The sequence below is a fragment of the Proteiniborus sp. genome, assembly GCF_040308045.1.
In the GTDB taxonomy this organism is placed as follows: Bacteria; Bacillota; Clostridia; order Tissierellales; family Proteiniboraceae; genus Proteiniborus.
Window position 1 is genome coordinate 13447 of sequence record NZ_JAWRHZ010000022.1, and the last position, 25641, is coordinate 39087.

The 25641-nt window shown below is 30.9% G+C and carries 27 protein-coding genes; 24 read left to right on the forward strand and 3 right to left on the reverse strand.

Annotated features, from left to right (window positions below):
* Window positions 1-51 precede the first annotated feature (51 nt).
* Window positions 52-1005, reverse strand: coding sequence for a hypothetical protein (locus tag ABV008_RS03370; protein ID WP_352418403.1), 954 nt, complete (start codon window positions 1003-1005; stop codon window positions 52-54).
* Window positions 1006-1215: 210 nt separating this feature from the next.
* Here ABV008_RS03370 and ABV008_RS03375 point away from each other — a divergent pair, with 210 nt between their 5' ends.
* Entirely contained in the window at window positions 1216-2574 is a 1359-nt protein-coding gene (locus tag ABV008_RS03375) for a hypothetical protein (RefSeq protein ID WP_352418404.1), read from the forward strand.
* 35 nt (window positions 2575-2609) lie between these two features.
* Here the strand turns inward: ABV008_RS03375 and ABV008_RS03380 are convergent, their stop codons facing one another.
* Complete coding sequence (locus ABV008_RS03380) at window positions 2610-3608, reverse strand: asparaginase (protein WP_352418405.1); 999 nt, start codon at window positions 3606-3608, stop codon at window positions 2610-2612.
* Between the two features lie 450 nt (window positions 3609-4058).
* Between ABV008_RS03380 and ABV008_RS03385 the strand changes: the two genes are divergently transcribed.
* The 14 genes from ABV008_RS03385 (at window position 4059) to ABV008_RS03450 (ending at window position 16869) form a co-directional block, all read left to right on the forward strand.
* Window positions 4059-5216, forward strand: coding sequence for a cysteine desulfurase family protein (locus ABV008_RS03385; protein WP_352418406.1), 1158 nt, complete (start codon window positions 4059-4061; stop codon window positions 5214-5216).
* 5 nt (window positions 5217-5221) lie between these two features.
* A complete protein-coding gene (thiI, locus tag ABV008_RS03390) occupies window positions 5222-6391 on the forward strand; it encodes a tRNA uracil 4-sulfurtransferase ThiI (protein WP_352418407.1) in 1170 nt (389 codons plus the stop codon).
* Between the two features lie 114 nt (window positions 6392-6505).
* Entirely contained in the window at window positions 6506-7069 is a 564-nt protein-coding gene (locus tag ABV008_RS03395) for a LemA family protein (RefSeq protein ID WP_352418408.1), read from the forward strand.
* Window positions 7070-7081: 12 nt separating this feature from the next.
* Window positions 7082-7864 carry a TPM domain-containing protein gene (locus ABV008_RS03400; RefSeq protein ID WP_352418409.1) on the forward strand — a complete coding sequence of 261 codons (783 nt, stop codon included), beginning with the start codon at window positions 7082-7084 and terminating at the stop codon, window positions 7862-7864.
* A gap of 198 nt (window positions 7865-8062) precedes the next feature.
* On the forward strand, window positions 8063-9016 hold the full coding sequence (locus ABV008_RS03405; protein WP_352418410.1) for a metal ABC transporter substrate-binding protein: 954 nt from the start codon (window positions 8063-8065) through the stop codon (window positions 9014-9016).
* Between the two features lies 1 nt (window position 9017).
* Window positions 9018-9701: a metal ABC transporter ATP-binding protein gene (locus ABV008_RS03410; RefSeq protein ID WP_352418411.1), complete on the forward strand. Its 684-nt coding sequence runs from the start codon at window positions 9018-9020 to the stop codon at window positions 9699-9701.
* A gap of 99 nt (window positions 9702-9800) precedes the next feature.
* The gene (locus ABV008_RS03415) at window positions 9801-10628 is read left to right on the forward strand and encodes a metal ABC transporter permease (protein ID WP_352418412.1); all 828 of its coding nucleotides are present in this window, start codon (window positions 9801-9803) and stop codon (window positions 10626-10628) included.
* On the forward strand, window positions 10621-11073 hold the full coding sequence (locus tag ABV008_RS03420) for a Fur family transcriptional regulator (protein ID WP_352418413.1): 453 nt from the start codon (window positions 10621-10623) through the stop codon (window positions 11071-11073). The genes ABV008_RS03415 and ABV008_RS03420 overlap by 8 nt, the downstream gene beginning before the upstream one ends.
* A gap of 222 nt (window positions 11074-11295) precedes the next feature.
* Window positions 11296-11835, forward strand: a complete 540-nt coding sequence (locus ABV008_RS03425) for a helix-turn-helix domain-containing protein (protein WP_352418414.1) — start codon at window positions 11296-11298, stop codon at window positions 11833-11835.
* An 18-nt stretch (window positions 11836-11853) separates the two neighbouring features.
* A complete protein-coding gene (gene potA, locus ABV008_RS03430; RefSeq protein ID WP_352418415.1) occupies window positions 11854-12897 on the forward strand; it encodes a spermidine/putrescine ABC transporter ATP-binding protein in 1044 nt (347 codons plus the stop codon).
* A 2-nt stretch (window positions 12898-12899) separates the two neighbouring features.
* Entirely contained in the window at window positions 12900-13733 is an 834-nt protein-coding gene (locus tag ABV008_RS03435) for an ABC transporter permease (RefSeq protein ID WP_352418416.1), read from the forward strand.
* Entirely contained in the window at window positions 13727-14518 is a 792-nt protein-coding gene (locus ABV008_RS03440) for an ABC transporter permease (protein ID WP_352418417.1), read from the forward strand. The genes ABV008_RS03435 and ABV008_RS03440 overlap by 7 nt, the downstream gene beginning before the upstream one ends.
* A complete protein-coding gene (locus tag ABV008_RS03445; protein WP_352418418.1) occupies window positions 14515-15555 on the forward strand; it encodes an ABC transporter substrate-binding protein in 1041 nt (346 codons plus the stop codon). The genes ABV008_RS03440 and ABV008_RS03445 overlap by 4 nt, the downstream gene beginning before the upstream one ends.
* A gap of 120 nt (window positions 15556-15675) precedes the next feature.
* Window positions 15676-16869 carry an NAD(P)/FAD-dependent oxidoreductase gene (locus ABV008_RS03450; RefSeq protein ID WP_352418419.1) on the forward strand — a complete coding sequence of 398 codons (1194 nt, stop codon included), beginning with the start codon at window positions 15676-15678 and terminating at the stop codon, window positions 16867-16869.
* Window positions 16870-16899: 30 nt separating this feature from the next.
* Here the strand turns inward: ABV008_RS03450 and ABV008_RS03455 are convergent, their stop codons facing one another.
* Window positions 16900-18060: a YibE/F family protein gene (locus tag ABV008_RS03455; protein WP_352418420.1), complete on the reverse strand. Its 1161-nt coding sequence runs from the start codon at window positions 18058-18060 to the stop codon at window positions 16900-16902.
* A gap of 160 nt (window positions 18061-18220) precedes the next feature.
* Between ABV008_RS03455 and ABV008_RS03460 the strand changes: the two genes are divergently transcribed.
* From ABV008_RS03460 to ABV008_RS03500, 9 genes are all read left to right on the forward strand, one after another.
* A complete protein-coding gene (locus tag ABV008_RS03460; protein WP_352418421.1) occupies window positions 18221-19048 on the forward strand; it encodes a DegV family protein in 828 nt (275 codons plus the stop codon).
* 77 nt (window positions 19049-19125) lie between these two features.
* The gene (locus ABV008_RS03465) at window positions 19126-20280 is read left to right on the forward strand and encodes a DUF362 domain-containing protein (protein ID WP_352418422.1); all 1155 of its coding nucleotides are present in this window, start codon (window positions 19126-19128) and stop codon (window positions 20278-20280) included.
* A gap of 30 nt (window positions 20281-20310) precedes the next feature.
* A complete protein-coding gene (gene aroB / locus ABV008_RS03470) occupies window positions 20311-21387 on the forward strand; it encodes a 3-dehydroquinate synthase (RefSeq protein WP_352418423.1) in 1077 nt (358 codons plus the stop codon).
* 33 nt (window positions 21388-21420) lie between these two features.
* A complete protein-coding gene (aroA, locus tag ABV008_RS03475) occupies window positions 21421-22719 on the forward strand; it encodes a 3-phosphoshikimate 1-carboxyvinyltransferase (protein ID WP_352418424.1) in 1299 nt (432 codons plus the stop codon).
* Window positions 22700-23776 carry a chorismate synthase gene (aroC, locus tag ABV008_RS03480; RefSeq protein WP_352418425.1) on the forward strand — a complete coding sequence of 359 codons (1077 nt, stop codon included), beginning with the start codon at window positions 22700-22702 and terminating at the stop codon, window positions 23774-23776. Before aroA ends, aroC begins: the two co-directional genes overlap by 20 nt.
* A 12-nt stretch (window positions 23777-23788) precedes the next feature.
* Window positions 23789-24067, forward strand: a complete 279-nt coding sequence (locus ABV008_RS03485) for a chorismate mutase (RefSeq protein ID WP_352418426.1) — start codon at window positions 23789-23791, stop codon at window positions 24065-24067.
* 70 nt (window positions 24068-24137) lie between these two features.
* Window positions 24138-24638 carry a shikimate kinase gene (locus ABV008_RS03490; RefSeq protein WP_352418427.1) on the forward strand — a complete coding sequence of 167 codons (501 nt, stop codon included), beginning with the start codon at window positions 24138-24140 and terminating at the stop codon, window positions 24636-24638.
* Between the two features lie 18 nt (window positions 24639-24656).
* Window positions 24657-25097 (forward strand): type II 3-dehydroquinate dehydratase, encoded by a 441-nt coding sequence (gene aroQ / locus ABV008_RS03495; protein ID WP_352418428.1) that lies wholly within the window; start codon window positions 24657-24659, stop codon window positions 25095-25097.
* 46 nt (window positions 25098-25143) lie between these two features.
* Entirely contained in the window at window positions 25144-25629 is a 486-nt protein-coding gene (locus ABV008_RS03500; RefSeq protein ID WP_352418429.1) for a YcxB family protein, read from the forward strand.
* Window positions 25630-25641 lie beyond the last annotated feature (12 nt).

Genomic DNA, 25641 nt, shown 5'->3' on the forward strand with positions numbered 1-25641 from the left:
AAAAAGCTCAAACCCTTTAGGATTTGAGCTTTCTTTATATGTTGTGTTACACTACTCTTCGGTTTTTTCTACTTCGATGCTTTCTGCTGTACAATGGCGTGGTTTCTTAGTATCAATTTGTCTAGGAAATAGGCTTGGGAAAGTACTACAAATTGGAGATTCTTCTGCAGATAATACAGGGAATCCAGTAGATAATACACAAAGCTGAACAGGAACTATAATTTTCTTTTCACAAGTTACACATAATGCAATTAGTAAGCTAGCTCTTACAACTCCAGTAGTAGGATTGACTATAATATCTCTTACTATACTATTTGTTGCAAGTCTTGATTCACAAGATATATTACAGAATTCTGTAAATCTTGGAAGGAAAGCCCCTTCAAAAACTGATGGCAAGCATAGTTCAAAGAAATTTGTCAAAAGTAGTGGATTTTCTGCTGATCCAACTGGAACATTTGCAGTTAATGTAGCCACACACTCTTTATCACAATCATCTGTAAATAGTACATCTATTTCTATGATTACGTTTCCTGTTATTCTTATATTTTGTGTTCCGAAAATAGGTGTTCCTCTGCCAAGTTCATCACAATCTTGAGTATCTGCATATACTAATCTTTCGCTAGCAAACCCGTCAGGTCCTATTGCAGTTACAGGAATTCCATTTGCTGTTTCAACAAATTCAGCACCTGAAAGAGTAGTGTCAGGATTTGCTATTAGGTTTTCAGGATCATTAATATTTCCTGGATTGAAGAACTTTTTACATCTGATATCAAGTACTCTAATTATTCTTGCCCCTCTACCTAATGCTGGAGAAAATGTTTGATTCGCAACAGTTCTTATAGCTTGAAGATTAAATAATTTAGCGTCATAAACTTTCTGTACATATATTGGCTCGGTTACAACCTTTCTTAAATTACCGTCAAATGGAGCACAACCAGTTGTAGCTGTACAGCATCTATCAGGCAAGCTAAGGTTAATTGGTCCAGATTTATTACCGCAAGACATGATTAATCCTCCTTTTCTAAAATATGAATGCACTTCTCATTTTCAATATATTCCTCTTTAAAAATTATGTTACTTTCATGCTTTATACTGTCATATTTTTAATAGAGAAAAAATATAATTATATGAAAAACTATTTTATGTTTATACAATATATTATGAATACATGCCTAAATAGGTTACTGAATATTATCTTTGATAGGAGGTGTCATGATGGGTTTTATGAATATACATGATGTACTAATAATGGATAATGAAGAAAATGTATATAGCTTGTATATGTACGAGAAAAAAATTAAGATGATATTCTATGACAAAAAAAACGGAAAAGTAGATAAAAAGCTGATACTCAATAACTGCTTAGATGAGTATGATGCCACAATATCAAAAGCAGGTATAGTTTATTTAGTAAGTCAAAAGATAGACGGAAGTATTGTATTGACTTCGATAGAAGGAGAGAGACAAGAAGAAAATATACTTGCAGAAGAATTTGAAGGGAAGCTTAGAAATTTAAACATTAGAGTAATAAACGATACAATTCATATTATATACTGTTTAGAATCTCAAGAAAGCAATAATAGATTTAGAATATTTCATCATAGCTTATTAGGTGATAAGTGGGATACAAATATAATAACAGATATAACTATAAGAGATATCTTGAACCCAATAAATCTTATACAATTAGAAGATAAGCTTATCATTGGCTACTACGATATTGTAAATGACTACGAGCAGGTTTTTATTAATGTATATGATTTGGCTAATTCCAATTGGTCCAATAAAATTCAACTTACTACAGATAATTTTATGAAGCTATATTTAGATATGATTAGTAATAATAAAAATGAAATAGACTTATGCTATAGCAAACTAGTAGAGAATAATTTTGTAATTACATATGAAAAATATTATTTATCAGATGTAAATTTCACTAAAACAATTGAGCATGCACTATCAAATCCTGCTAATTGTATGTATCCAACATTCATATATGCAGGAGAAATCTTATGGGTTATATGGATAGAATTTAATAGATTATTGAGTTGCTATTCAGATGATGGCGGTATTAGCTGGAGTTCACTATATTCATGGGAGAGTTCAAAAAAAGATAATTTTGCAAGATATAAGTTTTCTACTAATAACAACTCTATAGCAAATATATATAATTTCAACTATGGATTTGGAACATATGGTGAAGTCATTTCTTTCATTGGATTTGGTGATATTGAAAACGCAATAGAAGTTCCTTTAAAATCAAAGGTTAAAAAAAAAGAGGATGATGAAGATTTAGAAGACATAAATGAAGTGGAAGACACTTCAGAAAAGGAAGTGATTAGTATAGAAGAAGGTTCACAAGTAAAAAAAGAAATACAAGAGTTGAAAGAAAAAGTTGAAGTTATGGAAAAAGCTTTAAAAACCATCGCTGAATTAATAGAAAATAAAATATCAGAATCTATTATACAGGAAGAAGAATCTTCAAAAGATATAGAAAAAATTGAAGATATAGAAAAACGCCTCTTAGATATTGAAAATTATTTAAATAGAAGAAGGAGAGGATTTATTAGATAAAATAGAAAATTGGCTTGAAGATTCAAGCCAATTTTTTAGTGCTTTTTATCATATATATCTTTTTCAAATATTTTTCTTATTGTATCAATATCATTAGTAATACTTAATATTAGCATAAGTTTAATGCGGGCTTTTTGTCCTGGGAGATTATCACCAAAAATTGCGCCAATATTTCTGAGGTTTTTTCCGCCTCCTGGATAGCCATATGTATCAAGTACTCTACCTGTAGGGCATCTTGAAACAATAACTACAGGAATATTTTTATATAAGCTTCTTTTAATGCCTTCAAACATTCCAATAGGCACATTTCCACGTCCCAATGCTTCAATTACAATACCTTTGTATCCAGAATCAATACAGTAATCAATTAAATCAGAATCCATTCCAGCAGCACATTTAATTAAAGCAACTTTAGATTCAATGTTTTCAGTTTCAATATGATGATGATTAACGATATCTCTATAAAAAATAACTTCATCATTATCTACTATTCCTAAAGGACCAAATTCAGGTGACTTAAAAGTATCAAGAGATAGGGTATTTGTTTTGGTGACATGAGATGCAGCATTTACTTCGTTATTCATGACAACTAATACTCCCTTGTCTACGGCTTCCTTAGATATAGCAGTACATATAGCTGCTGACAAATTACTAGGGCCATCATAACCTAGTTCTGAAAAATTTCTCATTGCACCAACAACAACAATTGGTTTTTTTGACTTAATTGTTAAATCTAAGAGATAGGCAGTTTCTTCAAGTGTATCTGTTCCATGAGTTACTACAACCCCCGTAATATCGTCTCTTTCAATGTTTTTTTTTACAAGCTTAGACAATTCTAACATCATTTGAGGAGTTATATGAGGACCAGGATATTCGCCATAGTTTATTGTTTCAATTTCTGTGAACCTCTCTATGTTTGTTACCATTCCCATTATTTCTTCGCTTGATAAAGCTGGAATAGCGGCATTTAATCTAGGATCAACCTTCATAGATATTGTACCACCAGTGAAAATTACAGCTACTTTATTTTTCACTTTTAGCCCCTCCTACAGAAAAGAATTTAATCTATTACAATTTTAACATAAAAAAGAAGCATTTTAAAATAAATGTATTTATGTTAACAATTAAGCACAAAAAGACCCCTTAAGGGTCTTTTTGTGCTCTCCTATACATTTAGGAAGCAAAGTAAAACCGTTCAAAAGGGGTATTGGGAATAGAGATCTCATTTTGAGGTTACCAGGGGGATAACCACAAACAAATTATAACAAAATATGACACTTTCTGCAATACTTTTATTGAAAAATCTTTTAAAAATAAAAATTAAAGTTTTTATTTTTAACTTGACTTTTAACTTTTAGTAAATTCCTATATAATAATAATCATGTAAATCAATTTATTTAGTGGTAAACTAAAATATATAAAAAACAAATTCTTACCCAATACTACATATATGAGAATTTTTTCTGAAAAAATGAGGTGAATTAATGATAGTTTATCTAGATAACAGTTCTACAACTAAGCCTAGAGATGAAGTAGTAGATGAAATGTGCAATATGTTGAAATTTGAATATGGTAATCCATCTTCTTTGCATAGAATGGGATTAGAGGTTGAAAAAAGATTAGAGCATTCAAGAAAGATAATTTCAGATTTTATAAATTGCGAAAAAGATGAGATATTTTTTACTGCTGGTGGTACTGAATCAAATAATATTTCTGTTCAAGGCTTATTAAATAAAAATATTAAAAGAGGAAACCACATAATAACAACTAAATATGAACATTCATCAGTATTAAATATTATAAAGTATTATGAGAATAAGGGTTTAAAAGTAACCTATTTGGATTTAGATGAATATGGTATGATAAATCTTGAACAGTTAGAAAATAGTATTAGTGAAAGCACTATTCTTGTAGCTATAATGATGGTAAATAATGAAATAGGTACTATTTTGCCAATAAATAATATAAGTAAAACAGTAAAGAGCAAAAATAGAAACACAAAAATTCATGTAGACGGGATTCAAGCTTTTGGTAAGCTAGACATTGATGTAAATAAATTAAATATAGATACATTTTCATTTAGCAGTCACAAGATACATGGGCCTAAAGGAGTAGGTGGATTATATGTAAAAAAAGATATTCTCCTTGAGCCAATTATTTATGGAGGAAATCAGGAAAGAGGTATTAGATCAGGGACAGAAAATACACCAGGAATTGTAGGTCTTGGAAAAGCTGTAGAAATTTTATCTGAAAAGCAAAAAAAAGAATCCGACTATATCAGAAAAGTTAAGGATTATTTTGTGAAAAAATTAATAGATACAGTAGATGGTATAAAAATAAACAGCCTTTTAGATGAACGATGCGCGCCGCATATTTTAAATGTTTCATTTAATGGAGTTAGGGGAGAAGTGTTGCTACATTATTTAGAGGACAATGGGATCTATGTATCTACAGCATCTGCTTGTTCTTCACATGGCAAAAAAAAGAGCCATGTACTAGCTGCTATAGGGTTAAATGAAGAGGAAATAGAAGGTGCAATTAGATTTAGCTTTTCAAATAATAATACACTAGAGGAAATCAATTATGCAATAGAAAAAATACAACAATCTGTAAGAGACATTAGAAGAATAACTATGAGGTGAGAATATTGGATAAAGTAATAAGTGTTAGCTTTGGAGAGGTTGCCTTAAAAGGTCAAAATCGTTATTTCTTTGAAAACAAACTTGTAAGAAACATAAAAAGAATTACTAAAGGAATGGGACTAACTAAGGTCTATAAAGAGCAAAGCAAAATTTATATTGAAGCAGAAGAAGATTATCATGACGAATTAATAAAAAGATTAAAAAGAATTTTTGGTATAGTAAACATTAGTTCTTGCTATAGGATTGAAAAAGACATTGATAAAATTAAAAAATATTCATTAGAGCTGTTAGAGAAAACAAGAAATATAAGAGGAATAAAAACCTTCAAGATCGATGTAAATAGAGCAGATAAAAGGTTCCAACCTAATTCAGTAGAGCTTGCCAAAGAAGTTGGTGCATATATTCTGAATAATTCAAAAGGTTTTACTGTAGATGTGCATAAACCTGATGTATTTGTATATATAGATATTAGAAGTAATTGCTATATATATACTGATAAAATCAAAGCTTTTGGCGGATTGCCTGTAGGTACAAATGGAAAAGGATTATTACTTTTATCTGGAGGTATCGATAGCCCTGTAGCAGGATTTTTAATAGCTAAAAGGGGAGTAGAAATAAGCGCTGTACATTTTCATAGTTATCCATTTACTAGTGAGAGAGCTGAAGAAAAGGTAAAAGCACTTGCAGAGATTCTAACTAGATATTGCGGGAAAATCAAGTTGTTTAGCGTAAATTTATTAAACATTCAAAAAGAGATTAATGAAAAATGCCCTGAAGACGAAATGACTATTATCTCTAGAAGATTTATGATGAGAATAGCTGAAAAAATCGCTGTAAGAGAAGAAATAGATGCTTTAATTACAGGAGAGAGCTTAGGACAAGTAGCTAGTCAAACAATTAAGGGCATACATGTAACTAATTCTTCTGTTAGTTTACCTGTTTTGAGACCACTTATTGGAATGGATAAAGTAGAAATAACTGAAATATCTAAGGAAATAGGAACGTTTGAGACCTCAATACTTCCATTTGAAGACTGCTGTACGGTTTTTTTACCTAAACATCCTGTAACAAGACCTAAATTAGAAGATATTGAAGAATCAGAGGATTCCTTAGACATTGAAAAGCTTATAGAGGATGCTATAGATAAAATGGAGATATATGAAATAAGATCTTAATGAAAACATTAGAAAAATTTGCAATTTTGTAGTATTATATTATTAGAGTTACTGATATTTAAATAGTAACTAAGAAATATTCTAGAGAATTTTATTGTAAAGGAGAATATCTTTATGAAAAAAGGATTAATTATTCTTGCCGTAGTAATTGTAATATTAGTAGCTTTTGGTTCAAGTATTGCTGGTAGCTACAATGGATTAGTTAAATTAGATGAAGAAACTAACGCTAAATGGGCACAGATTGAAAACCAATTACAAAGAAGAGCAGATTTAATACCAAACTTAGTAAATACAGTAAAAGGCTTTGCAGCTCAGGAAGAGAATGTATTATTAGGAGTTACACAAGCTAGAAGTAGACTTGAGACAGCTAGGACTCCAGGTGAATATGCTGAGGCTGATGCACAACTTACAACTGCATTAGAAAGATTAAATGTAGTAGTAGAAGCTTATCCAGAGTTAAAATCTAATGAAAATTTCATAAGACTACAAGATGAATTAGCAGGGACAGAGAATAGAATTGCAGTAGCTAGAATGGACTATAATGAATCAGCAAAGATATTGAACAATAAAGTAAGATCATTTCCAACAAATATTATTGCTGGAATGTTCGGATTTGACCAAAGAGAATACTTTGAAGTCAGTGAGCAAGCTAAAGAAGTTCCAAAAGTAGATTTTTAGCAGGTGAATTAGATGAAAAAAAACAGATTAATTCTTTGTTTTCTGTTGATAATTTTAATATTTGTATCAAATATTAACGTTTATGGAGCTGAAATTAAGTTACCGGAGCCAAGCAGATACTTTTATGTATATGATGAAGCTAATATTATTGATGAATACTTAGAAGCTTATATAATAAATACTAATGAACAGCTCTATAATAAAACAGGAGCTCAAATAGTAGTTGCTACATTAAACTCATTAAATGGGAACAGTGAACAAGAAGTAGCAGTACAGCTCTTTAGAAAATGGGGAATTGGTAGCAAAGATAAAAACAACGGTATTTTAATGCTCATAGCTCCTAATGAAAAGAGACTATGGATTGAAGTAGGCTATGGCCTAGAAGGACCTTTACCAGATGGAAAGGTAGGAGAGATTAGAGACAAACAAATATTTCCCTATTTTAAAGAAAATGACTATAATACAGGTATATTGAAAGGATTCGATTCTATATTATCTGAAGTAGTTAAAGAATATAATATAGGGAGCTTTGATAGCGCGGAAATTGGAAGAAATTATGATGACTATAGTGAAAATTCTAGGAATAACTTAAGTGGCATAAAACCAATTCTAATAGTTATTGGTATAATAATATTTCTATTCATTGACTTTAGATTTTTTGGCGGTATGCTTACTATGATGCTACTTAGATCTTCTTCAAGAGGAGGATTTGGCGGAGGCAGAGGTGGCAGAGGTGGCGGGAACCGTGGAGGAGGAGGCTCCTCTGGCGGTGGTGGCGCTGGTGGAGGCTGGTAGGGCGTAGATAATAACTTCTACGCTTTTTTCTTTTCACTGATTTAAGTGAGCAGCAATGAATGTTGCAGTGCTTTTTTATTAAGTTTATAATTATTGATGAAATCTTTAAAAAAATAAAAGTTATAATTAATATCAAATGGGTAATAATAATTTAGTAAAGCAAATGCAAATCATTTGCATTAACAGGAGGTAAAGCTAATGACTAAAGGGTTTAATAAGAAGATCTTTGCAATAATGATAGTATTAATACTTATGTTAAATGGATGCGCAACTGAAAAACAGGAAAAAACCAGCGAAGCTAAACTAAAAGTTTATACAAGCTTTTACCCTATCTATTTTACAGCTGAGCAAATTGGTGGGGATAGGATAGAATTACACAGTATAATTCCAAATGGTTCAGAGCCTCACGAATACGAGCCTTCTATGAGGGAAATCGCAGATGTAGAAAGTGGAGATATCTTTATTTTTAATGGGGCTGAAATGGAGCCTTGGGCAGAAAAATTATCCGATAATTTAGAGAAAAAAGGAATAAAATCGATAAACTTGAGTCAACATGTTGAACTTATAAAAGCTGAAGAAGATGATGGACACGATGAACACGGTGAAGATGATGACCATGATCATGGATTATATGACCCTCATATATGGCTTGATCCTATTAATATGGATATGATGGCATACCAAATAATGCAGGAATTTTCAAAATTAGATAAAGCAAATGAAAACTTTTATAAGGAAAACTATGCTGATTTCTCAGAAAAAATAAAAGAGCTAGACTTAGCATATAGTTCTCAGCTTGAGAATAGAAATAGAGACACAATATTAGTTTCTCATCAAGCATTTAGCTACTTGGCAAAAAGATACGGATTAAAGCAAATTGCAGTTACTGGTATAACTCCACAGGAGGAGCCTAGTCCAAAGACGCTTGCTAAGCTTTTAGATACAATAGAAAATGAAAAGTTTGAATTTATTTTTCTAGAGACTTTAGCAAGTCCAAAGTTAGTGGAATTATTAGCTAAGGAAGGAGATCTAAAAATACTTGAGCTAAATCCAATTGCTGGACTTACAAAGGAACAGCAGGATAAGAAAGAAAACTATTTTTCTCTAATGGAGCAAAATCTTGAAAACTTAAAAAAGGCTTTGGTGAAATAATATGAGTGAAGCAATAGTAAAAGTAGATAATCTTAGTTTTGGATATGAAAAAAAACTACTTCTTAATAATATAAGCTTTAGAATTTATAGAAAGGATTATATTGCAATAGTAGGAGCTAATGGTTCTGCTAAAAGTACACTCCTAAAATTAATAATGGGTTTTTTAAAGCCTAATGGTGGTAGAATAAAAATATATGACAGTAGCATAGAGAGCTTTAAAGATTGGAACAAAATTGGATATTTGCCTCAAAATGCAAGAAACTTTAATACGAGATTTCCAGCAACTGTAGAAGAAATAGTTGGTAGTAGTCAGTATTCACAAATGAGTATATTAAAAAAATTAAATAAAAAGATTAGTAAAAATACTTTGTCTGCACTAGAAGCTGTTGATATGCTGGGATTCAAAGATAGACTCATAGGGAATCTATCTGGAGGCCAACAGCAGAGAGTTTTTTTAGCAAGACTTCTTGTGAATAATCCTGAAATTATATTTATGGATGAACCATTGATAGGGGTAGATTCTGAATCTCAGGATGTTTTTTTTGATTTGATAGATAAATTAAATAATTATTATGGTATAACCATAGTTATAGTTACACATGACATCAGTACTTTACAACATAAAGTAAATAGAATTTTTCATTTAGATAGTGGAAAAGTCAATATTGATGACTTGAAAAATTGAATTCGAAATTAATAAAGTATCATATAACACTTTTATTTAAGCTTGAAAAGAGTTTACAGTGAGGAGAGAACAAAAATGAGTGTGTTTTCATATCCTTTTATGCAAAGAGCATTTTTTATTGGTATAATCATATCTCTGATATGTTCCAGTATGGGACTTTTTTTAGTGTTGCGTAGACTTTCAATGGTAGGGGATACCCTTTCTCACACCGCCTTAGGTGGAGTAGCCATAGGAATGATTAGTAATATATATCCTGTATATACAGCTATAATTACTACACTGGTAGCGTCATTTGTAGTTGAAAAGCTACGAGAAGAGTACAAGGAATATGCAGAGCTTTCTCTTGCTATAGTTATGGCAGCAGGAATAGGAACAGCTAGTTTGCTGATTAGTATAGGAAAAAACAAAACTATAGGTATTATGAATTACATGTTTGGTAGCTTATCTTTAGTTACAGAAGAAGATTTGAAAATTGCTATAATATTAGGCACTATTATAATCGCAGTAATACTTGTGTTTTTTAGAGCATTATTCTATATGACTTTTGATGAAACTGATGCACAGTTAAGAGGCATCCCAATAAAAAAATTAAATATTTTATTTGCAATGCTTGTGGCAATTACTATAACTTTATCTATGAGAATAGTTGGTATATTATTAGTTTCATCGATGATGACAGTTCCTGTAGCTACGAGTATTCAAATAGCAAAAAGTTTCAAAAAAGCTTTTATATATACTAATATTTTTGGGATGTTATCAGTTATAATTGGATTAATAGTGTCTTTTTATATAGACGTGGCACCAGGTGGAGCAATAGTAACAGTATCGTTATTTATATTATTTGTAGTTATCATTATTAAAAGCGTGTATTTACGATATATAAAAAGGGCAACAAATACCTTAGATGGAGATGTTAATAATGGATAAATTACATAGTATATACGAAAAAATACTAGAAAAGGGATATAAGCTTACAGACCATAGGAAAATCATATTAAAAGTACTTATGGAAAATAAGGATTATTTATTAGAACCATCTACATTATTTGAAAAAGTTCTTAAAATTAATAAAGATATTAATTTCTCAACTATATACAGAAACCTTGAAATCTTTCTTAATATAGGTGTAGTAAGAAAGATAAACTTAGAAAATGGAAAAAGCTCTTATCAAATTATCTGTGAAGCCGATCATAAACATAGTATGATATGTAAGAAATGTGGAAGAGTTGAAGCACTAAATACTTGTCCATTCGAGAAAATTGATATGGCTGTATTCGAAAAAAGAGGTTTCTTGCCGGAATCACATAAATTTGAGATTTACGGACTTTGTAAGGAATGTTTATCTAACAGAAGAATAAATACAAAATCATGAGATAAAAAATATTTTATCTATATCTATCGAGTTTCTATTAAGAAACTCTTTTTTTTATTAAGAAAGAATCAGATACTTTACGTCTTAAAGGCAAAAAAATATTTTTATATTTCTATTGACTTTTCAAATATCTTTTGATTATAATATACTAGTTAGCAGATTAGTTTAGTAATTATAAACAAAAAGTTTAATAAAGAGCTAATTTAATGAGGGGGATTTTCCATGAAAATAGGTGAAAAGATTAGGCGATTAAGGGTTAAGAATTCTCTTACTCAAGAAGAGTTAGCAAACCGATGTGAACTCACAAAAGGGTTTATTTCTCAACTTGAAAGAGATCTTACATCCCCATCAATAGCTACATTGATGGATATATTAGAAGGCCTAGGAACAAATCTAAGAGACTTTTTTAATGAAATAGAAGATGAAAAAATAGTTTTTTCAAAAGAAGATGTATTTGTTACTGAAAATGAAGAATATAAGTACACCTTAAACTGGTTAATTCCAAATGCACAAAAGAATCAAATGGAACCTATTCTTTTAGAAATAGATCCAGATGGAAGCTCTAAGGAAGATTATCCGCATGAGGGTGAAGAATTTGGATATGTTTTATCTGGAACAATTTCTGTACACATTGGAAATGAAAAATATAAAGCGAAAAAAGGAGAAAGCTTTTATTTTAAAGCTTATGCCAACCATTATATAAAAAATATTGGAAAAACAAAAGCAAAGGTACTGTGGGTGAGTACACCACCAAATTTCTAGGAACTAGGGGGGATTCAATTGGAGAATAATATTATTATTGATTTGAAAAATATCTCAAAAGAATATGATGGAGTAGATGTACTAAGAAATATTAATCTCTATATTAGGAAGAATGAATTTTTAACGCTTCTTGGACCAAGTGGATGTGGTAAAACCACTACATTAAGAATAATAGGCGGGTTTGAACAACCCACAAAAGGAGACATAATGTTTGAAGGTAAGCGAATAAATGATGTTCCTCCATTTAGAAGGCAAATAAACACTGTATTTCAAAAGTATGCATTATTTCCTCACATGAATGTGTTCGAAAATATTGCTTTTGGACTTAAAATCAAGAAAGTCCCAGATAGTGAAATAAAAGATAGAGTAAAAAGAATTCTTAAACTAGTTAATTTAAGTGGATATGAAAAAAGAGATGTTGATTCATTAAGTGGTGGTCAGCAACAGAGAATTGCTATTGCAAGAGCACTAGTAAATGAACCAAAGGTGCTATTATTAGATGAACCACTAGGTGCATTAGATTTGAAACTAAGAAAAGAAATGCAGATTGAATTGAAAGATATGCAAAAAAGAGTGGGGATTACATTTATATATGTAACTCATGATCAAGAAGAAGCATTAACCATGTCAGATACTATTATAGTTATGGATAAAGGTGAGATTCAGCAAATTGGTACACCTGAAGATATATATAACGAGCCTAAGAATGCCTTTGTTGCAGACTTCATAGGAGAAAGCAATATTATAGAAGGAACTATGATTAAGGACTTATTAGTGGATTTTGCTGATACAAGATTTATTTGTGTTGATAAAGGATTTGGAGAAAACACTCCTGTAGATATTGTAATTAGGCCTGAAGACATAAAGGTTGTGCCTAAAGAAGAGGGAATGCTTACTGGAATGGTGACATCTGTTACATTTAAGGGAGTTCACTATGAAATGATGGTGCAAGAAAAAGAAAGAGAATGGATGATACACAGTACAGTAATGGAACCTGTAGGCACTAATATTGGCATGGTTTTCGAACCTGAGAGCATTCATATTATGAAAAAGGTGGCTTAAATATGAAAAAGAGTATAGCAACTTTCCCATTCTTAATATGGATAATTTTGTTTACAGTATTACCTCTATTATTGGTACTACTTTTTAGTCTTACAGAAGGTAATGTAGAGAACATAAAAGAAATGAAATTTACACTAGATAATTTCAGAAGATTTTTCCAACCTAATTATATAAATGTACTAGGTCGTTCAGCAGGGCTTGCTTTAGTATCTACAATGATTTGCTTTATCTTAGGTTATCCTATGGCCATGATATTATCTGGTATGGAAGCAAAGAAAAGAAACATTTTGGTACTATTGTTTATATTACCTATGTGGATGAATTTTTTATTGAGAACATATGCATGGATGACACTTTTAGGAAAACAAGGACTAATAAATAGATTTTTAGGTTTTTTAGGGCTACCTACATTGAATTTACTGTACAACAATGGAGCAGTTATTCTGGGTATGGTCTACAACTTCTTACCGTTCATGGTGCTTCCAATATATACAGTACTTAGCAAGATTGATAAAAGTATTATTGAGGCTGCAGAAGATTTAGGAGCCAATAGAGTAACCATTTTTAGAAAGGTAATTTTTCCTTTAAGCATACCTGGGGTAGTTTCAGGCATAACTATGGTATTTATGCCTGCAGTAAGTACATTTGTTATTTCAAGATTATTAGGTGGGAACCGATATATGCTTATAGGAAATCTAATAGAGCAACAGTTCCTAACAGTATATGATTGGCATTTCGGTTCTGCTATATCAATTATAATGATGATTATGATACTTATTGCCATGGCCTTCATGGAAAAATTCGATAAAGATAAAGAGGGGGGGAGAATATGGTAGAAAAATGGATAAAAAGATTTTATGCTTTTTTGCTATATTTATTCCTTTATGCCCCCATTATAGTTTTGATAATATATTCTTTTAACAATTCTAAGTCAAGAGGAAATTGGGATGGTTTTACACTAAAATGGTATGCAGAATTGTTTAAAGATAGTCAGATAATGAAGGCATTATATTATACAGTTTTAGTTGCTTTTTTTTCATCAGCAATTGCAACAGTAATAGGCACCTTAGCAGCCATTGGAATTCACAATGCAGGACATTTGAAGAAAAAGATATTGTTGAATCTTAATTATATTCCCGTAATAAATCCTGATATTGTAACAGGAGTTGCATTAATGTCACTTTTTATATTTGTTGGCAAGCAGATGGGATTTGTTACTATGTTATTAGCTCATATTACCTTTAATATTCCTTATGTAGTATTATCTGTATTGCCCAAGCTAAGGCAGTTAAACAAACACTTAGCTGAAGCAGCAATGGATTTAGGAGCAACTCCTTTTTATGCTTTTAGAAAGGTAGTATTACCGGAAATAATGCCAGGAATTATTTCTGGCGCCTTAATTGCTTTTACTATGTCAATAGATGACTTTGTTATTAGCTTCTTCACTACTGGTTCGGGAGTGCAAAATTTATCCATAAAAATATTCTCAATGGCAAGACGGGGAATAAATCCTAAAATAAATGCCCTTTCAACTCTTATGTTTTTAAGTGTCTTGATTCTTCTTTTATTAATAAATAGGAGAAGTTCATTAGAAATTAAAGGAAAGGATGATGTGGCGTGAAAAAAAGTTTGAAAATGTTATTATCAATAATGATATTAACTGTAGTTTTAGTTAGCACTGGATGTAGCAATGAAAATCAGACTGTACTTAATGTATATAATTGGGGAGACTATATAGATGAGTCAGTTATAGATGAGTTTGAAAAAGAGTTTAATATTAAAGTTAACTATGAGGATTTTGCTACAAATGAGGAAATGTACGTGAAAATAAAATCAGGTGGAACAGATTATGACGTTGCATTCCCTTCAGATTATATGATTGAAAAAATGATTAAAGAAGATTTATTATTAAAACTTGATATGAATAATATCCCTAATTATGCAAATATTGATGAAAGGTTTAAAAACTTAGACTTTGATCCTAATAATGAATACTCAGTTCCTTATATGTGGGGAACTGTAGGTATATTATATAATCAAAAGATGGTTAATGAGACTGTAGATAGCTGGGATATATTATGGGATAGTAAATATGAAGGACAAATATTGATGCTAGATAGTCAAAGAGATTCTATAGCTGTTGCATTAAAAAAATTAGGGTATTCAATGAATACTAGAAACCTTAAAGAATTAGAGGAAGCAAAAGAAGAGTTAATAAAGCAAAAACCTTTATTATTAGCTTATGTAGGTGATGAAGTAAAGGATATGATGATTGGAGAGGAAGCAGCTTTAGCAGTAGTTTGGTCTGGAGATGCAGTATATATGATGGAAGAAAATGAGGATTTAAGATATGTAGTGCCGAAGGAAGGTAGCAACTATTGGTTTGACAATATGGTGATACCAAGTACAAGTAAGAACAAAAAAGAAGCAGAAATGTTTATTAATTTCATGACTAGACCAGAAATCGCAAAAAAGAATACTGAATATATAGGGTATTCAACTACAAATAAAGAGACAATGAAACTACTTGATCCTGAGGTAATAAACAATGAAGTAGCATATCCTAGTGATGACATCATAAATAATTGCGAAGTCTTCCTAGATCCAGGAGAAATTATAAAAGAATACGATAGAATATGGACTGAAGTTAAAAGCTAAACCACGGATTTCCGTGGTTTTTTTGTAGACAATAATACGTGAACATGATTAATAGTTTAACAAAGGGGTATTAATAAGAAAAGAAGTTAGGGAACATCATAATCTTTTAGGAGGGATTTTGTGATTAAAAAATACGTAATTGTAGGAAACGGTATAGCAGGATTATCTGCTGCAAAGGAAATAAGAAATATTGATAAAGAAGGAAACATTACTATCATTACATCAGAAGAGTACTTAACATATTATAGAGTAAAGCTTTCCCACTACATAAGCAAATCATTTGACGATGACGAGCTTTTAGTCAACAAAAAAAGCTGGTATGATGAAAACAATGTTGAGGTTATATTAGGAAAAATAGTAGAGAAAATTGACACAGAGAAAAAGCAAGTTAAATTGGATGATGGTAAAATAGTTGAATATGATAAATTGTTATTAGCTAATGGAAGTAGGCCATTTGTACCGCCAATTGGTGGAAAGTTTAAAGATGGAGTATTTGCTTTAAGAACACTAAAGGATTTAAGACATATAAAGAAGTATTTTGAACTTTGTGAAGATGTTACTGTAATTGGAGGAGGGCTGCTAGGACTTGAAGCAGCATGGGCAATAAAAGAGTTAGGAAAGAAAGTAAATGTTGTAGAATTCTTCCCTTACCTTCTTCCAAGACAACTTGATAGGGAATTAGCAGATATAGTTAGTCAAAAATTAAATGATAATGGATTAAATTTATATTTTGACGCTGCAGCGGAAGAAATATTAGGAGAAACTAAGGCAGAAGGACTAAAGCTAAAGGATGGTAGAAAAATTAAAACAGATGCTATACTAGTTTCTGCAGGAATTAGGCCAAATATTGATTTAGTAAGGGACACATCAATTGAATTTGATAAAGGAGTAAAAGTCGACAAGTATTTAAGAACCAACATAGAAGATGTATATGCTGCAGGAGATATTGCTGAGGTTAATGGCATGGTATTAGGGCTATGGACAGCTGCAAATGATCAAGGTAAAATAGCTGGTGCTAATATGGCAGGAAATAACAAGGAATACAAGATGGCACAACCATTTACCACATTATCTATAGGAGATATATCTCTTTTTTCAGTTGGAAATATAAAAGATTTTACTGATGTTTTGAGATATGATGATGGAGACAATCGTTACAGGCTTTATTTAACTGACAATAAGTTAACTGGTAGTATTCTTCTTGGGGACATATCAAGAATGTCAAAAGTTAGAAAGGCTGTAAATGACAATATGGATATATCGGAATATATTAAAGAAGGTCTCAGCTGTACAGATATTATAGAAAGACTTTAATAAAACAAGGAGATAGAATTGTTCTATCTCCTATTCTTTATTTTTCGTCATTTTTCTCTTGAAATTCAAGAAAACATGGTTGTATTTTAAAACTACTCCTGTGGCCATAGCTGTTATAGGAATAGCTACTATTAATCCAATACTACCTACTAATGCTCTAACAATTTCTGTAGTTATCATATCTAAGTTTATTATTTTTATCAAGGGTGTTTCATAGGCCATAAAAAGTAGTAATAGAGGAACAGAACTGCCTGTGTAAGCTAGTATCAGAGTATTAGACATTGTTCCCATAACATCTTTTCCTATATTGAGACCTGATGCAATTAATTTGCTTGGAGGTATCTCAGGATTTAGTTTTTTCATTTCATACATAGCAGAAGCTATTGACATACCTATATCCATTACTGCTCCCAAGGTTCCGATTATTATACCTGCAAACAAAAGTCCTCGATAATCGAAGCTGATTTGTTGAGGAATAAACATAAGCATATTTGCTTCCTCGCTACTTAATCCAGTTAATTTAACTAAGGAGCCAACAATATATGCTAAGATTCCTGCTGTGACAACACCACCAATAGTACCAATTATAGCAGAGAAAGACTTAATATTAACACCAGCAATTATGATAAAAGTTATTGAGGTAATGATAATAGCAGACAATATGGCAACCCAAATGGGATTATATCCACTGAGTATTAAAGGAAGCATAATCTTCATTACTACTGCTGCAGTTATAGTTAAGGAAATGACAGATTTCACTCCTTTTATTCCACCGATTAATATTAACAAGCCCACAAAAATAATTAAAAGTACAGCAGAGTATTTATCTCTGGTGAAATCAGAAATAGCTATTGTGGGAACACCATTTTCATCTTCTTCTATATCTAACAATACACTATCACCTTTTTTAACAATTATATCAAAAACAGGATTTCCACTAACATGGTTCTCAATGATGAACTCACCATTCTTATATTTTCCACTAGTGACTCTAACCTTTATGACTTGTGTATCAATACTAAATTCACTAGATTTTTTTTCGTTAGTTCCTTGTAAATCAGATAATACTTCTATTACTTTGCCCCTTGCAAAGAAATAACTATCTTTTGAATCATCATATTCATCTTGGGCAAAACTAAAAGAAGAATTAACGAAGAGTATTAATAGAACTAGATAAAAGATTTTTTTCAACAATATTCCTCCTTAAAGTTCATTTTTTACATTATATCATAAAGAATGAGAAAACACATTTTACTTAGCTACAATATGTAATTTAGTTCATAAAAAAACTTGAACCAGGTATTAGTATCTGGTACTATTAATATATACTATAATAAGGGAGAGGGATTCTATGAGAAAGATTCATATAGTAACAGATAGTACCGCATATTTTGCAAAAGAAGATTCAATTAAAAAAAATATTGGCATTGTACCTCTTTCAGTACATTTTTGTGGGGACGTAAGCAAAGAAGGATTTCCAGGTGAGTTTAAAGATTTTTATGAAAAGTTAGAAAATACAAAGGAGTTTCCAACAACTTCTCAACCTGCAGTAGGAGACTTTGCCTGTGCATATAAAAGAGCACTTGAAATAGGAGAAGAAGTAATAGCTATAGTTATTTCTTCTGAACTAAGTGGGACATATAATAGTGCTAGACTAGCAGCTGATATGGTAGATGAAGAAAAAATAACTGTAATAGATTCCAAGACATCTGCTGGAAATCTAAAATTACTTGTTGAAAAAGCAGTTCAACTTTCAGAGCAAGGATTCTCGAGAAAAGAAATAGAAGATGAGATAATAAAGCAGAGGGAAAACATGAGTATTAATTTAACAGTAGATACATTAGAATATCTAAAACGTGGAGGAAGATTATCTAATACCACTGCTTTTATTGGTACTTTGCTTAACATTAAACCTGTAATTGGATTGGTTGACGGTAGATTGGTGTCTGTAGGAAAGGAAAGAGGTAAAAAGAAGGCTATGGAAGCTATTATTTCTATGGTTCCTGATAATGTAAAAAGGATATCAATTGCACATGTACAGAATGATAGTGAAGCACAGCAGTATAAAAATGAATTAGAAAAGAGATTCAAAAATGCAATAATCACAATAGACGAACTTGGTCCTGTAATAGGCTCACATATTGGGCCAAAGGCTATAGGACTATGTGCAAGCTGGTAGGGAGAAAAGATCACTATATTATATAGTGATTTTTTCTTGCTTATATGGTATTCTCATACTTAGAGGAGGTTGGAATTATGGCTAAGGAGCTTGTATCATTAACTGAATGTAGAACTTATGATTATTATAATGTAAAGGACTCCATTATTAATAGTATTAATAATCTTGGAGGAATAGAGAAATATATTAATAAAGGGGAAACTGTTCTATTAAAGTTAAATTTATTAATGAAAAAGAAACCAGAGGAAGCAACTACAACTCATCCTATATTTGTAAAGGCATTAGCTGAAGTACTTATAGAATATGGTGCAAAGGTTGTTATAGGTGACAGTCCAGGCGGTCCTTTTAACGAAAAAATACTTAAAGGGATATATAAATACTGTGGAATAGAAGAAATCGCAAATGAAGTAGGTGCAGAATTAAACTATAATACAAATTCTATAGAAGTAAAAAATGAAAAGGGAAAAATACTAAAAAGCATGGAAGTAGCAGAAATGGTAACTAATGTTGATAAGGTTATATCAGTTTCCAAGCTTAAAACTCATGGTATGATGCTATTTACAGGAGCTGTTAAAAATATGTTCGGCATTATTCCAGGACTGCATAAAGCAGAATACCATTTCAAAATGTCTCATATAGAAGATTTTTCTGAGGCCTTACTAGATATTTGCTTATATGCTAATCCAATACTTTCACTTATGGATGGAATAGTAGGCATGGAAGGAGCAGGACCTTCTGCAGGAGAACCAAGAGAAATAGGAGTAGTATTAGCCTCTACATCACCTTATCATTTAGATGTTGTAGCTACTACAATAGTTAATATAGACCCATTAAAGGTTCCGACTATTTTAAGAGCTGTAGAAAGAAAAATAATAAATGGAAACCTAGAAGATATAGAACTTGTTGGAGATGATATTGAGGATTTTAAGATAAATGATTTTAAAGCTCCTAGTATTAGAAGTGTTCATTTCATCAGAGACAATAAGCCTTCTTTTGTTAGAACCTTATCCAATAAACTATTGCAGCCTAAACCAGTATTTAATCATAAAGACTGCATTGGTTGCAGAGACTGTGCAAATAACTGTCCTGCAAAGGTTATTGAAATGGTAAATAAAAAACCAGTTGTAAACCTAGAGAGGTGCATTAGATGTTTTTGTTGCCAAGAGCTTTGCCCTGAAAAAGCAATTGACATTCACAGACCTATATTGATGAAGATATTGTCAAAGCTTTAAAACAATTGCAATTAACAGGAGAGATTTAAAATGTTATATAAACTTGAAGTCAAACTACCTCAAAAAATTTATCCTATATTAATAAAAAAAGATATTATTAAAGATATATGCTATGAAATAAATAAAATCTATAACAGTAAAAGAATTACTATAATTACAGACCAAAATGTAGGAAAATTATATGTTAAAGCACTAGTGGATAATCTCAAGTCCTATGGATTTGATGTCTATACTATTTTTATAGAACCAGGAGAAAATAGCAAATCTATTAAGGTGCTAACTGATGTCTACAATCAACTACTAGATATTGGAATAACTAGAAAAGCCCTAATATTAGCATTTGGAGGTGGAGTTGTAGGCGATTTAGCAGGTTTTGCAGCTGCTACCTTCCTTAGAGGTATTAGATACATTCAAATTCCTACATCTTTGTTAGCACAAATTGATAGCAGCATTGGTGGTAAGGTTGCTGTAAATCTTCCTAGAGGTAAAAATCTAATCGGGAATTTTTATCATCCAGAAGCTGTCTTTATCGATCCGAGTTTGTTAAAGACTTTGCCTAGAAGATTTTTATACGATGGAATGGCAGAGGTTATCAAATATGCTTGTATAAAAGATATAGATTTATTCAATAAGTTAATGGAAGTTGACATAGAAACAGATTTTGATTTTATAATCCATGAGATAATATATAGATGTTGCAATATAAAAAAAGAAATAGTAGAGTATGATGAAAAAGAATCAGGAGAGAGGATGCTTTTAAACTTTGGTCATACTATTGGCCACGCTATTGAAAGAGCATTTAATTATGAAAGATTTACACATGGCGAAGCAGTGGCTATAGGAATGTATTGTATTACAAAGAAAAGTGAAGATATGGGTATAACCAAGAAGGGTACTGCAGACTCAATAAAAGAGCTTTTAGTTAAATTTAAATTGCCTTACAAATTATATCAAATAGATAGTGATATACTAATAGAAGCTATAAATTTAGATAAAAAAAGTGAAGATGATTATATTAATCTTGTTTTACTGAGAGAGATAGGAAATAGTTTTATGAAGAAAGTAAAAAAAGAAGATATACATTTATTTTTACAAAATGAAATGTAATTTTTTAGATTATTCAAAGAAAGGAGCCTTAGAATGCAGCACATTAAAATAATACCCTCGACCTTAAAAGGAAATGTTATTATTCAACCATCAAAGAGTTTAAGCCATAGAGCAGTTATATGTGCAGCTTTAGCAAAGGGAGCCAGCCGCATTAGAAATATTGTATTCTCAGAGGATATACTAGCTACCTTAGAAGGAATGAAAGCCTATGGGATGGAAGTAATAGACATATGTACTAATGAAGATACTAATAGAAGTAGTATAACTATAGAAGGTAAAGGCTATTTAAAAAAGATAAAAGAAACAATAGACTGCAGAGAATCTGGCTCTACTTTGAGATTTCTTATACCAATGGCATCTTTGATAGGAGAAAAGATGACTTTCATAGGTAAAGGTAAGCTTATAGAAAGACCTTTGACTTCTTATTATAAAATATTTAATACTCAAGGAATAAAATATTCAAATACTGAAGGTAGACTTCCCCTTAATATTGAAGGAATCCTTAAGCCTGGGAAATTTGAAATAGAAGGCAATATAAGCTCTCAATTTATTACAGGCCTCATGTTTGTATTGCCCTTACTATCAGAAGATTCTATAATAGAGTTAACAACAGAACTTGAGTCCAGTAGATATATCGACTTAACAATAGATATGTTAGAGAGATTTTCTATTGATATTAAAAATGATAAATATAATAGATTTTATATCCCAGGAAACCAGAAGTATATTCCAGTGGATTATAAAGTGGAAGGGGATTTCTCACAGGCAGCATTTTGGATAGTAGCTGGTTCATTAAATGGTGATATTGTTTTAAGTGATTTAAATCATGATTCACTTCAAGGAGACAAAGAAATATTAAATATAGTTACTTCAATGGGAGCTAATATTATTTATGAAGGTGAGTACATAAGAACAATTTTTTCTCAGACTAAAGGAATAAAAATTGACGCTTCCCAATGTCCAGACTTAGTGCCAATTCTAGCTGTTCTTGGAGCTTTAAGCAAAGGAAAAACAGAAATAGTAAACGCACAAAGATTAAGAATAAAAGAATCAGATAGACTGAAGGCAATATCAAGTGAATTAAATAAATTAGGTGCTGATGTAGCAGAAACTAAAGATGGACTCATTATAAATGGTGTAGATGCTTTGAATGGAGGAGTAGTAGATAGCTGGAATGATCATAGAATAGCCATGGCTTTAGCAGTTGCTTCAACTAAATGTAAAGAGCCATTAACAATTAGAAATAGTAGTGTAGTAAATAAATCATATCCAGAATTCTGGAAGGATTTTATTAGTTTGGGAGGAATTATAGATGAGCGGAATATGGGGTAATAATCTAAGGCTCTCCATTTTTGGAGAATCTCATGGCAAAGGTATTGGGATAGTAATTAATGGACTGCCCATGGGATTAGAGATAGACCTTGAACTAGTAGATAAAGAAATGAAAAGAAGAGCACCAGGAAGAAATAAAATATCATCTCAGAGAAAAGAAGAGGATTCATTTGAAATAGTAAGTGGTTATTTTAACAACAGAACAACAGGGACACCTTTATGTGCTATTATTTATAATAAAGACAAGAAATCACAAGACTATGATAAAATCAAGAATCTCCTACGCCCTGGACATGCAGATTATACAGGTTATATAAAATATGAAGGCTTCTATGATTATAGAGGGGGAGGACACTTTTCAGGTAGACTTACAGCACCATTAGTTTTTGCAGGCGCAATTGCAAAACAGATTTTGATAAAAAAAAATATTTGTTTTGGTAGCCATATTCTAAGCATTGGTCATGTTCAAGATGACATTTTTGACTTAGTAGATATTGATGACAGTGTCATTGATTATTTAATAAAAAAAGATTTCCCTGTTATAAATGATGAAAGGGGAAAAGAAATGATGGAATCAATCGAGAAAGTTAGATTAGAGGAAGATTCTTTAGGTGGAATTATTGAAACAGCTATTCTAAATCTACAAGCTGGATTAGGCGAACCTTTTTTTGATTCAATAGAAAGCAAGCTGTCTCAATTGCTATTTTCTATTCCAGGAGTTAAAGGAGTAGAGTTTGGAAAGGGATTCGAAATTACTAGACTAAAAGGTTCACAAGCAAATGATGAATATTATATAAAAGATGGAGAAGTAATGACATATACAAATAACAATGGAGGTATTCTAGGCGGAATAACAAACGGAATGCCTGTTATATTTAGAACTGCAATAAAACCTACTTCATCTATAGGTATTAAGCAAAGAACAGTAGATATAAAGCATATGAAAAATAGCGAAATAGAAGTTAAAGGCAGACATGATCCATGTATAGTACCTAGAGCAATTCCTGTAGTTGAAGCTGTATCAGCTTTATCTATATTAGATTTACTAATGGAGTAGGAGAGGATAGTTATGGATGAACTAATAAAATTTAGAGAAGAAATAGATAAAATCGATAATGAACTGGTAGCTCTTTTTGAAAAGAGAATGGGAATTGCAAAAAGAATAGCCCAATATAAAAGCAGTAAAAATATACCTATATATGATGAAGCCAGAGAAAATGCAGTAGTTAGAAAAAACATTGAAAAACTAGAGGATAAAAGCTTAAGTCAAGAGCTAGAATCATTTTATAAGACAATACTTGAGTTAAGCAAAGAAGTTCAAAGAAAAGTACTTGAGAACTCTAAATAATATTAAGAACTTTTGAGCTTAATCATAACGAATTTTTGAAATTTTTTAGAAGAGTTAAGGAGGCTAAGATTTGAAGACCTCACATCAGAATATAGTCTTGATAGGAATGCCAGGTAGTGGTAAAACAATTATAGGAAAGAAACTATCTCTAGAACTTGAAATTGGATTATATGATAGCGACGAATACATAGAAGAAATTACAGGTAAGAGTATATCAGAATTATTTCTAAGTGGAGAAGAGCTTTTTAGAAGTATAGAGACTGATGCTATAAAGGAGATAGCTTCAAAAACACCTTTTGTAGTAGCTACAGGCGGAGGAGTTGTGAAGAATATCGGCAATATTAAGGCATTAAAAAATAACGGAATAGTAGTGTTCATAAATAGACCTATAGAAAATATAGCTTCGGATATAGATGCAGAAAAAAGACCCTTGCTTAAAAATAGGAAAGAAAATTTGTACAAACTTTATGACGAGAGAATACATCTATATAAAAAGTATTGCGATTATGAGATAATAAATGACAGAACTATAGATGATGCTGTCGCTAACATTGTGTCTATAATAAAGTAAAATCAGGAGATGATACTTATGAAAATACTCATCGTAAATGGACCTAATATAAATTTATTAGGAATTAGAGAAAAGGACATATATGGACATACTTCCTATGAAAAGCTATGCCAAGAATTAGAGGTAAATGCAAAGGAGCTTCCTCTAGAAATTGATATAGCACATAGCAATATAGAAGGTGAATTAATTAATTTTATACAAAATGCCCTAGGCAAATACAATGGAATAATAATTAATCCAGGCGCTTATACTCACTATAGCATAGCTATATACGATGCAATAAAGGCTGTCAACATACCTACTATAGAAGTGCATATTAGCAATATATATAGTAGAGAAGAATATAGAAGAAAATCAGTTATAGCTCCTGCATGTATAGGACAAATCACTGGCTTCGGAGTATATGGTTATACTATGGCTATGATAGGGATGAAAAACTACCTAGAAAATTTATTATAGATACATAAGTTATAATAAATTATTATATAAACATACGGAGGAAAATATGAACACCAATATAGAAAAATCAATCAAATTAGAAGAAAAGGACTTATTTAGTTTTTATATTGCACATACATTTAGAAAAAAATATAAATATATTGGTGCTACAATACTCTTTGTAGTAGTACTAATAGCGACTTTAGCATTTAAAGAAGATACTTTAATAAATAATATTTTGCAGATAGCAAGTGTAATTGGATTAGTAACAATAATTATTTTACCAATTACTTTAAAGTTTAGAGCAAGGAAAGATTATAACTCAAATAAACTGCTTAATAGAACGCAAAATTATACTTTTGCAAACGAAGGAATAACTATTGAAACAGAAACAGGTAAAAGTATTATCAAATGGTCTGATTTATATAATGTAAAGGATACAAAAAGATGTTTATATCTATACATAGGAAGCAGTCAAGCAATTATATTGCCTAAACATTATTTTAATGACAATGAAATAGCATCAATTAAAAAAATGTCTGAACATATTTAGTTTAAGTCAAAA